Genomic DNA, 11,606 nt, shown 5'->3' with positions numbered 1-11,606 from the left:
CGACGCGATGCGGCTGCGGGTGCGCACGATGACCCTGCCCGACAGCTACCAGGACCACGACAGCCCGGACAAGATGTACGCCGAGGCCGGCCTCGACGCCGCCAGCATCGTCCGGAAGGTCGAGGACATCCTCCCCGAGCGTCAGGAAGGGCGTTCGCGTCTCCGCCTCGCTTGAGGGCGTCGTCGCGCGCCACGATCCCGGGCCGCCTGTGGCCCGGATCGCCTTGTCGTGCACGTCATTCGATGACAAAAGCCGGCTTGCTGCGGTGCGATGCCCAAAACGAAGGCATCGCCCGCGTTCCCGTGACGATTCGAGCGTGATGGCAGAGGCGACCCCAAGCGGTTCTTCCGACCTCGGCCCGGTGCTGATCACCGGCGCGAGCGGCTTTCTCGGGCCGGCCCTGGTCGACGTGTTCCGCAACGCCGGATTTCCGGTGCGCATCATGGTGCGCGCCACGAGCCCGCGCACGAACCTGACCTGGTCCGACGTCGAGGTCGTCGAGGGCGACATGCGCGACCCGGAGGCCTGCGCGGCCGCGATGCGGGGCCAGCGCTACCTGATCCACGCCGCCGCCGACTATCGGCTCTGGGCGCCGGACATGGAGGAGATCGTCCGGACCAACCGCGACGGCACCCGCAACCTGATGCGCGCCGCCCTCGAGGCGCGCGTCGAGCGCGTGGTCTATACGTCCAGCGTCGCCACCATCGAGCCGCCGGACGACGGCGTCACGCCCTCGGACGAGACGCGGCCGCTGACGCCCGAGACCGCCATCGGCGCCTACAAGCGCAGCAAGGTCGTGGCCGAGCGCGTGGTCGACGCGATGGTGGCCGGCAGCGGACTGCCCGCGGTGATCGTCAACCCGTCGACGCCGATCGGCCCGCGCGACGTCAAGCCGACGCCGACCGGGCGCATCATCCAGGAGGCGGCGCTCGGCAAGATGCCGGCCTTCGTCGACACCGGCCTCAACCTCGCCCACGTCGACGACGTGGCCGCCGGCCACCTGCTCGCCCTGCGCAGGGGGCGGATCGGCGAGAAGTACATCCTCGGCGGCGAGAACGTGCTGCTCTCGCAGATGCTCGGCGACATCGCCCGCATGGTCGGCCGCAAGCCCCCGACGGTGAACCTGCCGCGGGCCGTGGTCTACCCGATCGCCTTCGTCTCCGAGCAGATGGCGCGCATCACCGGCAAGCAGCCCTTCGCCACGATCGACGGCATCCGCATGTCGCGCTACCGGATGTTCTTCTCCGACGCGAAGGCGCGGGCCGAGCTCGGCTACGCCGCCCGCCCCTACCGGGAGGGGCTGTCCGACGCGATCGACTGGTTCCGCGGCGCGGGATACCTGCCGGGAGCCGAGCGATGAGCGCGTCCGGCACCGCCACGGAGCTGCGCTCGGGCAAGGGTGCGAACGACGAGAACTTCCCCGTCGCCTCGCACCTGATCCATCCGAAGAATCGCGGCGCGATCCTCGCGTTCTACGATTTCGTCCGCGCCGGCGACGACGTCGCCGACCATGCCGCGCTGTCGCCCGAGCGCAAGCTCGCGCTTCTCGACGGTCTCGCCGACGCCCTGACCGGCGCGGGGGCCGCCGACCCGGAGGCCGAGCCGCTCAAGCGCGAGCTCGCCGCCCGCGGGCTGCCGCCGCGCCACGCCCTTGAGCTGCTCGACGCGTTCCGGATGGATGCGCGCAAGAACCGCTACGCCGACTGGGACGAGCTGATCCATTACTGCCGCTACTCGGCGATGCCGGTCGGTCGCTACGTCCTCGACGTGCACGGCGAGGATCCCGCCCGGGTCTGGGCCGCCTCGGACGCGATCTGCGCAGCGCTGCAGATCGTCAACCATCTCCAGGATTGCGGCAAGGATTTTCGCACTCTCGACCGGGTCTACATCCCGCAGGACGCGCTCGATCGGCACGGCGCCACCGTCGCCATGCTGGGAGCCGCCAAGGCGACGCCGCAATTGCGCGCGGTCATCCGCGACTTGGCCGAGCGGACGCTGGGCCTGCTCGACGCGGGCAAGGTGCTGCCGGACCTGATCGACGACCTGCGCCTGTCGCTGGAGATCGCGGCGATCCACCGGCTCGCCGTCGTCCTCGCCCGCGGGCTGCTCGATCGCGATCCGCTCTCGGAGAAGGTCCATCACGGCAAGGCCGGCTTCGCGTTGACGGCGCTCGGGGGCATCGGCGCGACGCTGGCCCGACGGCCGTTCCGAGGCCGCATCGTCCGCGCGGCGCCGCAGGGCAAGGCTTACCCATGACCGTCACCGCCACCGCGACGGCCCTGCCCGCCGACGAGGCCCCGGCCCTGCCGGCGGCCGGCTCGTCGTTCTACACCGCGATGCGCCTGCTGCCGAAGGAGCGGCGCGAGGCGATGTACGCCGTCTACGCGTTCTGCCGTGCGGTCGACGACGTCGCCGACGACGGCGGCGCGGCCGACCTGCGCGCGGCCGAGCTCGACCGCTGGCGCGCCGACATCGACGGGCTCTATGCCGGCAGGCCCGCGGCGCGCGTGCGCGACCTCGTGGTTCCGGTGCAGCGCTACGACCTCAAGCGGGAAGACTTCCACGCCGTGATCGACGGCATGGCGATGGACGCGTTCGAGGACATCGTCGCGCCCGACGCGGCGACCCTCGACCTCTACTGCGACCGGGTCGCCAGCGCCGTCGGGCGCCTGTCCGTGCGGATCTTCGGCATGCCGGAGGCGCTCGGCATCGAGCTCGCCTGGCACGAGGGCCGGGCGCTGCAGCTCACCAACATCCTGCGCGACATCGACGAGGATGCCGAGCGCGGCCGGCTCTACCTGCCGCGGGAAAGGCTCGCCGCGATCGGCCTAACCGATCCGACGCCGCACGCGGCGATCACGCATCCGCGCATCGGCGAGGTCTGCGCCGCGCTCGCGGCGGAGGCCGAGGCGCATTACGCCGCGACCTGGGCGATCATCGCCAAGAGCCCGCGCAAGCCGACCAAGGCGGCCCGTCTGATGGCGGCGGCCTACCGGCTCTACCTCGTCGCGCTGCTCAAGCGCGGCTGGGCGATGCCGCGGGCGCGGGTGAAGCCGAGGAAGCTCGCCCTCGTCGCCGTGGCGCTTCGGCACGGGATCGTCTGATGGCGACGGTCCACGTCGTCGGTGCCGGGCTCGCGGGCCTGTCGGCCGCGGTGTCGCTGGCGGAGCGCGGGGCGCGCGTTGTCGTGCACGAGGCGGCCAAGCAGGCCGGCGGCCGCTGCCGGTCGTACTACGACCCGACGCTCGGTCTCGAGCTCGACAACGGCAATCACCTGCTGCTGTCGGGCAACGCCGACGCCCTCGAGTTCCTGAAGCGCGTCGGCGCGCCGGACGACGCGCTGACCGGCCCGGACGAGGCCGCCTTCCCGTTCGCCGACCTGAAGACCGGCGAGCGCTGGACCCTTCGCCCGAATGCGGGCCGGGTGCCGTGGTGGGTGCTGAGCAAGGCGCGCCGCGTGCCGGGCAGCCGCGCGCGCGACTACCTCGCACCGCTCGGCATCCTGCGGGCGGCAGCCGGCAAGGCGGACGGCGCCGGCGGGACGATCGGCGCCAGCATGGCCTGCGAGGGCGCGCTCTACGACCGGCTCTGGCATCCGGTCCTGCTGGCGGCGCTGAACACCGAGGTCGCCGAGAGCGATGTCGGGCTGGCCGCCAAGATCCTCCGCGAGACGCTGGGCGCCGGCGGGGCGGCTTGCCGCCCGCTTGTGGCGGTGAAGGGCCTGTCCTACGCCTTCGTCGACCCGGCGCTGCGGTACCTCGCATCGCACGGCGCCTCCGTCCGCTTCGGCCGGCGCCTGCGCGGGTTGGGCCTCGGCGCGGCCGGCGTCGAGCGGCTCGACTTCGCCGACGGGGCGGTCGACGTGGCGGCCGGCGATTCGGTGGTGCTGGCCCTGCCGCCCTGGGTCGCCTCCGAGATGCTGCCCGGCCTGTCCGCGCCGAAGGCGTTCCGCTCGATCGTCAACGCCCATTTCAAGATGGTGCCGAAGGCGGGCTCGCCGCTGATCCTCGGCATGGTGAACTCGCTGACCGAGTGGCTCTTCGCCTATCCCGACCGCTATTCGGTCACGATCAGCGGCGCCGACCGCCTGCTCGACGTGCCGCGCGAAGACTTGGCCAAGCAGATCTGGGCCGAGATCGCGACCGTGGCCGACCTTGCCCGTGAACTGCCAAGCTGGCAGATCGTCAAGGAGAAGCGCGCGACCTTCGCCGCGACGCCGGCCGAGGCCGCGCGCCGCGCCGGCGCGGAGACGGCGTGGTCGAACCTCGTGCTCGCGGGCGATTGGACGGCCACCGGGCTGCCCTCGACGATCGAGGGGTCGATCCGCTCGGGCAAGACGGCCGCACTCGCCCTGTCGTGCGATCCGGCACGCACGCGCGGCGCCGCATGAGGCAGGACCGAGACGAGCATGCGTTCGGACCGGCGACGGGCCGGTACGGCCCATGCGTAGGCAGGACGAGACGGGCGAGCCGTGATCCGATCCGGGACGATCGGGCGCGGATCGAGAGTTGTGGCCGTTTGAGGCGAGGATGATGCGAGAGGCTGTGAACAAGGTCGAGGCGCTGCAACGCCCGAAGACCCAGGCGATTTCCCTCGACGACGTCGATCACGGCGTCGCGCGGGCGACCCGCGCCCTGACCGCCCTCGCCCAGGCCGACGGGCACATCTGCTTCGAGCTCGAGGCCGACGCCACGATCCCGTCCGAGTACATACTGTTCCACCAGTTCCGCGACACCCGTCCGCCCGAGGGCCTGGAGTCGAAGATCGGCAATTACCTGCGTCGCACGCAGGAGAAGCATGGCGGCTGGGCCCTCGTCCACGAGGGGCCGTTCGACATGAGCTGCACGGTGAAGGCCTACTTCGCCCTCAAGATGATCGGCGACGACATCGAGGCGCCGCACATGCGCCGGGCGCGCGAGGCGATCCTGTCGCGCGGCGGCGCGGCGCAATCCAACGTCTTCACCCGCTTCATCCTGGCGCTCTACGGCGAGGTGCCGTGGTCGGCGGTGCCGGTGATGCCGGTCGAGGTGATGTTCCTGCCGAAGTGGTTCCCGTTCCACCTCGACAAGGTGTCGTACTGGGCCCGCTGCGTGATGGTGCCGCTCTTCGTGCTGCAGGCGACCAAGCCGCGGGCGAAGAACCCGCGCGGCGTCGGCATCGGTGAGCTGTTCCTGACGCCCCCGTCCAGCGTGCGCCGCTGGCCCGGCAGCCCGCACGCGACCTGGCCGTGGACGCCGATCTTCGGCGCGATCGACCGCGTGCTGCAGAAGGTGGAGGCCTACTTCCCCCATCGCATCCGCCTGCGGGCGATGGAGAAGGCGCGGGCCTGGGTCAGCGAGCGCCTGAACGGCGAGGACGGGCTCGGCGCGATCTTCCCGGCCATGGTCAACACCGTGCTGATGTATGAGGCGATGGGCTACGGCCCGGACCATCCGCAGGTCCGCGTCGCCTGCGACGCGATCGAGAAGCTCGTCGTGGTGAAGGCGCACGAGGCCTACGTGCAACCCTGCGTCTCCCCGGTCTGGGACACCGCTCTGGCCGGGCACGCGCTGCTCGAGGCCGGCGGCACCGATGCCGAGGGGCAGGCCCGCGCCGGCCTCGACTGGCTGCTGCCGCGCCAGGTGCTCGACATCGCCGGCGACTGGGCGGCGGCCAAGCCCAAGGTCCGCCCCGGCGGCTGGGCCTTCCAGTACGCCAACGCCCACTACCCGGACCTCGACGACACCGCCGTCGTGGTGATGGCGATGGATCGCGCCATGCGCCAGCACGGGCTGGTGGCCAACATGCCGGACTACACCGCCTCGATCGCCCGGGCGCGCGAATGGGTCGAGGGCCTGCAGTCGAAGGACGGCGGCTGGGCGGCGTTCGACGCCGACAACAACCACATGTACCTCAATCACATCCCGTTCTCGGATCACGGCGCGCTGCTCGACCCGCCGACCGCGGACGTGACCGCTCGCGTCGTGTCGATGTTGTCGCAGCTCGGCGAGACCCGCGAATCGTCGAAGGCCCTCGATCGCGGCGTGACCTACCTGCTCAACGACCAGGAGCAGGACGGCAGCTGGTACGGCCGCTGGGGCATGAACTTCATCTACGGCACGTGGTCGGTGCTGTGCGCGCTGAACGCGGCCGGGGTCGATCCCGCCTCGCCCGAGATCCGGCGCGCCGTGGAATGGCTGATCCGCATCCAGAATCCGGATGGCGGCTGGGGCGAGGACGCGTCGAGCTACAAGATCGATCCGGCGTTCGAGGCCGGCTCCTCCACCGCATCGCAGACCGCCTGGGCGCTGCTCGCACTGATGGCCGCCGGGGAATGCGACGACCCGGCCGTGACCCGCGGCATCAACTTCCTAGCGCGCACGCAAGGAACCGACGGCTTCTGGAACGAGGAGCGCTACACCGCGACCGGTTTCCCGCGGGTGTTCTACCTGCGCTACCATGGCTATCCGAAGTTCTTCCCGCTCTGGGCGATGGCGCGCTACCGCAACCTCAAGCGCGGCAACAGCCGCCGGGTGGCGTTCGGGATGTGATCGGCCGACTTTGCGCGATCCGAGCGGAGCGGGCACGGGCGGGAAGGACCGTCTGCGCCACCCCGGGCTCGGCGAGCGGTCGGGGTGATTTGTAGGACGGACCGCCGGTGATCGCTTCGCGGATGCCACCCTTTACGATCGTCGACCCATGACCCGCGTGGAGCCGGCGTCCCCTGCCCGCGCGGTCGGTCTCCATGCGCCCGACCCCGCGTCGAGCCTTCCGGTGCTCGCCGTCACGGGCCTCGCCAAGGAACGCCGGCTCGCTTCGGGCCCCGGCGTCGAGGCGGTGGGCGCCGGCGGAAATCCCGCCCGTCTCGCCGCCCTGCTGGCGTCGCGGGACCCGCCCGGCTGCCGCGCGATCGTCAGCATCGGCATCGCGGGCGGTCTCGATCCGAACCTCGTTCCGGGCGACGTGGTGGTCGCGGCCGGAATCGTCGCGGCGGACCGGCGCTACGAGGCCGATCCGGCGGTCGCGGCCGCCCTGCTCGCGCGCCTCGGTCTGCCCGGCGACACGATTCGCTCCGGCGACCTCGCCGGCGTAGATGCTGCGGTGATGAGCGTCGCGGGCAAGGCCGAGCTGCGGGCGCGCACCCGGGCGCTCGCCGTCGACATGGAATCGCACGTCGCCGCCGCCTTCGCGGAGCGGCACGGTCTGCCGTTCGCGGCGATCCGCGTGGTCTGCGATCCGGCGCACCGGGCCTTACCCGCCTTCGCCGCGCAGGCCCTCAAGCCGAACGGCGAGCCCGACATGCTCGCCGTCCTCTCGGCTGTCGCACGAGGATCGGCCCGGATCGGCGATCTCGTCCGCCTCGCCCGCGATTCGAACGCCGCCTTCGGGGCGCTGAGCCGCTGCCGCACGCTCCTCGGCCCGAGCCTCGGGGTGCCGCCGCACGAGGATCGCCGCGGCGCCTGAGCGTGCGGCTTCGGCGATCCTCTAGCTCGCCTGCTACCACTGATAGCGAAGTCCCGCGGTGACGCCGTGGGCGACGCCCGTGCGGGTGCCGATGGCCGCCTGATAGTCGACCCGCCAGCCCAGGTCGTCGGTGAGGCTGCCCTGCAGGCCGGCGCCGGCGCTGACGAAGTCGTCGCGCAGGAACGGCACGGCCACGGCGGCGGTGGCGAGACCGTTCTGGACGCTGGCGAGACGCACGGTGCCGCTGCTGCCTTGCGGACCCGTGGCGAGGTTGTACGCCAAGCGCACCGACGGGATCAGTCCGGCGTGCCCGTAATAGGCCAGCTCGCCGCCGAAGCGCACCGTGGTTTGAACCAGGGTGAGGTCGCGATACGCGATGGTGTTGCCCGCCGCTCCGGTCTCCGTGAAGCCGTCGACGGTGCCGGATAGGTGGGTGATGCCTGCGAACGGCGTCAGCCCGAGGTCGCCGGCTCGGATCGGCACGCCGGCCTCGCCGTCGATCGCGAAGGCGCTGCCCGAGCTGCGCCCGGACGCGGTGAGCCCGTAGGCCGCAGGTCGGCGGATCCCGTCGAGGCTGACCTCCGGCGCGCCGCCGACGATGCCCTGGGCGTAGAAGTCCGCACCGTAGTAGCCGGCATAGGCCGAGACCGTGAAGGCGCTCTGGTCCTGCCGGAAGCCGCCGGCGCGGCTGAGCGACCCGCCGCCGCCGCCGACGGCGACGCCCGCGCGCCAAGCTCCGGGCAGCGGAAGATCGAGTCCGGCGCTGCCCTGCGCGATGGTGCGGTCGAGGGCGAGGCCGCCGTTGCGCGGCTGGTCGGCGAACACAACATCGCCGCCGATCCACAAGCCGCCGGACTGGCTCCAGGGCCCGGCGAGGCCCTGGCCGCGGCGCAGGGCGGCGAGGTGGTCCTGCACGCCCCGTGTCGCCGACGCGGCGAAGCCGAGGGTCGCGCCGCCGAGCCCCTGAAGCACCACGGGCGCCGTCTGCTTCATCACCGCGAGGGAGAGCGGATCGACGTAGGTGGGCAGCGTCAAGCGATAGGCGAGCAGCACCGAATCGTTGTTGATGCCGGCATCGTAGCCCTGACCGTTGATGCTGCCGTGCCGGGTGAGGAAGTCATTGTCGTTGCCGACGAGCAGGAAATAGTCGTTCGGCGCCCGCTCGCTCAGCACCGGCACGAGACCGAGGGCCTCGAACTTCTCCGAGAGCGTGGTCTGGGTCGCCGGGTTGGTGTTGAGGTTCATGCCGAAGCGCCCGAGCTGGACCGGGTTCAGCAGGTTGACGATCTCGGTCGTCTGCGCCGGCTGGACCCCGGGCCGCAGGGTGCCCCCCGGCGAGATCGGGGTGGCCCCGTCGTAGGGGGTGCCGGCGATGTTTGTGGCCTGCGCGATGTCGACCAGCAGGACGCTCTTGTAGACGATCGGCGTGGTGTTGCCGGTGCCGAGCCCGTTCGAATCGCGCGAGAGCGCGAGGAACTGGGTGTCGTTGAGGGCCAGCATGTCGCTCTGTGCCGCCGTCCGGTTCGGCGCGCCGCCGTTGCCGGTGTCGCGGTAGGTCGGCAGCTGCAGCACGTATTCGCGCGCGGGCGCGGCCGGTACCGCGCTGCCGGCGAGGTCGTAGATCAGGATGCGGGTGTTGTTGCGCTGCTGCTGATTCGGGCCGGAATCCTGGAGCGCGGCGCTCTGCAGGATGGTGACGAGGCTGCGGCCGTCGGGGGCCAGCGACAGCGCCTCGAAGCCCTGGTTGTTGCGTCGGCCGGTGTCGGGCGGGTTGATCGAGTTGAAGTCGATCGCCCCGGTCGTGCGCGGCCGGATCGCGTCGGGCACGCCGAGCACGCCCTGAAGCTGCCCGCCGGCGCTGAAGTAATAGATGTTCGGCCCGTACTCGTCGCTGACGTAGAAGGAAACGTCGATTCGCCGCGCGAGACCTTCCGCATCGAGGCTGATCCGGCCTGCGCTCGGCCCGCTCGCCGCCGAAGGCAGCACCGCGCCGAGCTGGGTCGTGGTGCCGGATGCCGGATCGAGACCGCTGAAGCGCCGGCCGTTGGCATCGGTGAGCACGATGCCGCCGTTCGGCACGATCGCGATCTGCCGCTGGGAGGCGATCGATTGCGGCAGGCCCGCGCCGGGATCGGGCGTGAAGCTGAGATTGAAGCGGTTCAGCCGGCCGGCGTAATCGGAGAACAGCCCTCCGCTCGGATCGTTGTAGCCCCGATCGGGCAGCGTGTAGAGCGTGCCGCTGTAGGTGGCCCCCAAGCGCCGCCAGCTGGCGAGGTCGATCGCGAGCGCGGAGAACGAGCCCAGCGTGTCGCCGAGGAAGTCGCGGGTGGTGGCCGGCAGCCGGCCGACGCCCTGGAGACCCTGGTTCACGAAGGTCGCATCGCCGACCGTCACCGCCACCGGGCCGTCGGCCGTCGTCAGGTTCGGCGTGCGGATCGCCTGGGCCGAGGCCGCGTCCGTCAGGAACGCGAGCACGCCGAATGAGCCCACGGCTCGCGCCGCGCCGTACCGTGTCACCATCGCGGGATCCCCCAGCCACTCAAGCTGAGCCGCAGCTAGGGATCGGGCATGACGGCCCGGTGACGGCAGGAAGGATATTTGTCCTGCGTTGGGTCGGCTGCAGACACCGTGTCGCGAAAGGCACGACGCTCCACCGAGCCTCGCCGAAACGAAGGAGGCCCGCACGGTTTCCCGGGCGGGCCTCCTCGAATGCGCGTGGCCGAGCCGTCAGGCCGCGGTGCGGTTGCGGGCTTCGCGCTTGGTGTCGACGCCGGAGGCTTTGATCTCGGAGAGCTTCTGAGCGACGTTGCGGGAGAACACGAACTCTGCCGGGCGCTGGTTCTCGAGGCTGACCTCGGGGGCCATCTCGCCCTCGGTCTTGATCCCGCGGATGGCGTGGATCAGCGGCTTCCAGGGCTTGCGCACCGAATCGACCACCGAGGAGGCCTCGTAGCCCGAGTGGACCATGCAGTCGGCGCACTTCTCGTAGTTGCCGGTGCCGTAGGAATCCCAGTCGGTCTCCTCCATCAGCTCCTTGAACGTGGCCGCGTAGCCCTCGCCGAGCAGGTAGCAGGGCTTCTGCCAGCCGAACACGGTGCGGGTGGGGTTGCCCCAGGGCGTGCAATGGTAGGTCTGGTTGCCGGCGAGGAAGTCGAGGAACAGGCCCGACTGCTGGAACGCCCACTTCTGGCGGCCCTTCTCCTTGCCGGCGCGGAACACGCCACGGAACAGGTCCTTCGTCGCCTTGCGGTTCAGGAAGTGCTGCTGGTCGGGCGCGCGCTCGTAGGCGTAGCCGGGCGAGACGGTGATGCCGTCGATGCCCATCTTGGTCACGCTGTCGAAGAAGTCGGCGATCTTGTCCGAGGACGAGTTGTTGAAGAAGGTGCAGTTGATGGTGACGCGGAAGCCCATCTCCTTCGCCTTAGCGATCGCCGCCACGGCCTTGTCGTAGACGCCGCGCTGGCAGACCGAGCCGTCATGCATCTCCTTGTCGCCGTCGAGATGGATCGACCAGGTGAAGTACGGGCTCGGCTTGTACTCCTTGATCTTCTTCTCGAGCAGCAGCGCGTTCGTGCACACGATCGCGAACTTCTTCTGCGCGATGATGCCCTCGACGATCTGCGGCAGGTCCTTGTGCAGCAGCGGCTCGCCGCCGGCGATCACCACCATCGGGGCGCCGCACTCGCGCACGGATTCCAGCGCGTCCGCCACGGGCAGGCGCTTGTTCAGGATCTCGTCGGGGTAATCGATCTTGCCGCAGCCGGCGCAGGCGAGATTGCAGCGGAACAGGGGCTCCATCATCATCACGAGCGGATAGCGCTTCCGGCCGGTGAGATGCTGCTTGATGATGTAGCTGCCGATCGTCGCGACATACCGGAGGGGGATTCCCAAGATACGGCTCCTGTTTGCGTAGCCCCGAACCAAGGGGCTGCTTAACGTGAAAAAAATTCGAATTCCAGCGCTCTAGCCTGGAACCGATCTGAACGGGCCGGTCCTGGGCCGTTTCGCGTGCGTGTTTGCGGGGCTGACGCAACCGCGCCACAGCCCGAGGGCCGTTCCTGCGAACGCGTCCTGCTTCGGGGGGGACCCCATCCTGCCAATGCGTCGGCAATGCGACGGCAGTCCCGCGAAACACCGCATCCCGTGATATTGCGGTGCGAAA

At 70.7% G+C, this 11,606-nt stretch carries 8 protein-coding genes; 6 read left to right on the top strand and 2 right to left on the bottom strand.

The window, feature by feature from the left end; all coding sequences use genetic code 11:
• The first annotated feature begins 320 nt into the window (after window positions 1-320).
• From hpnA to MKK60_RS23480, 6 genes are all read left to right on the top strand, one after another.
• Window positions 321-1,361: a hopanoid-associated sugar epimerase gene (gene hpnA / locus MKK60_RS23505; protein WP_243988777.1), complete on the top strand. Its 1,041-nt coding sequence runs from the start codon at window positions 321-323 to the stop codon at window positions 1,359-1,361.
• The gene (gene hpnC, locus MKK60_RS23500; protein WP_147842111.1) at window positions 1,358-2,257 is read left to right on the top strand and encodes a squalene synthase HpnC; all 900 of its coding nucleotides are present in this window, start codon (window positions 1,358-1,360) and stop codon (window positions 2,255-2,257) included. Before hpnA ends, hpnC begins: the two co-directional genes overlap by 4 nt.
• Window positions 2,254-3,105 (top strand): presqualene diphosphate synthase HpnD, encoded by an 852-nt coding sequence (gene hpnD / locus MKK60_RS23495; RefSeq protein WP_243934676.1) that lies wholly within the window; start codon window positions 2,254-2,256, stop codon window positions 3,103-3,105. The genes hpnC and hpnD overlap by 4 nt, the downstream gene beginning before the upstream one ends.
• Window positions 3,105-4,391 carry a hydroxysqualene dehydroxylase HpnE gene (gene hpnE / locus MKK60_RS23490; RefSeq protein WP_243988776.1) on the top strand — a complete coding sequence of 429 codons (1,287 nt, stop codon included), beginning with the start codon at window positions 3,105-3,107 and terminating at the stop codon, window positions 4,389-4,391. The genes hpnD and hpnE overlap by 1 nt, the downstream gene beginning before the upstream one ends.
• 142 nt (window positions 4,392-4,533) lie before the next feature.
• On the top strand, window positions 4,534-6,531 hold the full coding sequence (shc, locus tag MKK60_RS23485; protein WP_243988781.1) for a squalene--hopene cyclase: 1,998 nt from the start codon (window positions 4,534-4,536) through the stop codon (window positions 6,529-6,531).
• Window positions 6,532-6,679: 148 nt separating this feature from the next.
• Window positions 6,680-7,444, top strand: a complete 765-nt coding sequence (locus MKK60_RS23480; RefSeq protein WP_243988775.1) for a phosphorylase — start codon at window positions 6,680-6,682, stop codon at window positions 7,442-7,444.
• Window positions 7,445-7,477: 33 nt separating this feature from the next.
• On the opposite strand, the gene MKK60_RS23475 is transcribed toward MKK60_RS23480, so the two are convergent.
• Both MKK60_RS23475 and hpnH read right to left on the bottom strand, forming a co-directional pair.
• Window positions 7,478-9,964, bottom strand: coding sequence for an esterase-like activity of phytase family protein (locus MKK60_RS23475; protein ID WP_243988774.1), 2,487 nt, complete (start codon window positions 9,962-9,964; stop codon window positions 7,478-7,480).
• Window positions 9,965-10,171: 207 nt separating this feature from the next.
• Window positions 10,172-11,335 (bottom strand): adenosyl-hopene transferase HpnH, encoded by a 1,164-nt coding sequence (gene hpnH, locus MKK60_RS23470; RefSeq protein WP_147725747.1) that lies wholly within the window; start codon window positions 11,333-11,335, stop codon window positions 10,172-10,174.
• Between the last annotated feature and the right edge of the window lie 271 nt (window positions 11,336-11,606).

The organism is Methylobacterium sp. J-092 (genome assembly GCF_022829325.1).
In the GTDB taxonomy this organism is placed as follows: domain Bacteria; phylum Pseudomonadota; class Alphaproteobacteria; order Rhizobiales; family Beijerinckiaceae; genus Methylobacterium.
Note: the sequence above shows the minus strand (reverse complement) of the source record. Positions and strands in the feature narration are given on the sequence as shown.

Bases quoted from the DNA above. Each gene is read 5' to 3' on its own strand.
- MKK60_RS23480 (WP_243988775.1), top strand. From the start codon at position 6,680: ATGACCCGCGTGGAGCCGGCGTCCCCTGCCCGCGCGGTCGGTCTCCAT.
- shc (WP_243988781.1), top strand. From the start codon at position 4,534: ATGCGAGAGGCTGTGAACAAGGTCGAGGCGCTGCAACGCCCGAAGACC.
- hpnC (WP_147842111.1), top strand. From the start codon at position 1,358: ATGAGCGCGTCCGGCACCGCCACGGAGCTGCGCTCGGGCAAGGGTGCG.
- hpnE (WP_243988776.1), top strand. From the start codon at position 3,105: ATGGCGACGGTCCACGTCGTCGGTGCCGGGCTCGCGGGCCTGTCGGCC.
- hpnD (WP_243934676.1), top strand. From the start codon at position 2,254: ATGACCGTCACCGCCACCGCGACGGCCCTGCCCGCCGACGAGGCCCCG.
- MKK60_RS23475 (WP_243988774.1), bottom strand. From the start codon at position 9,964: ATGGTGACACGGTACGGCGCGGCGCGAGCCGTGGGCTCATTCGGCGTG.
- hpnA (WP_243988777.1), top strand. From the start codon at position 321: ATGGCAGAGGCGACCCCAAGCGGTTCTTCCGACCTCGGCCCGGTGCTG.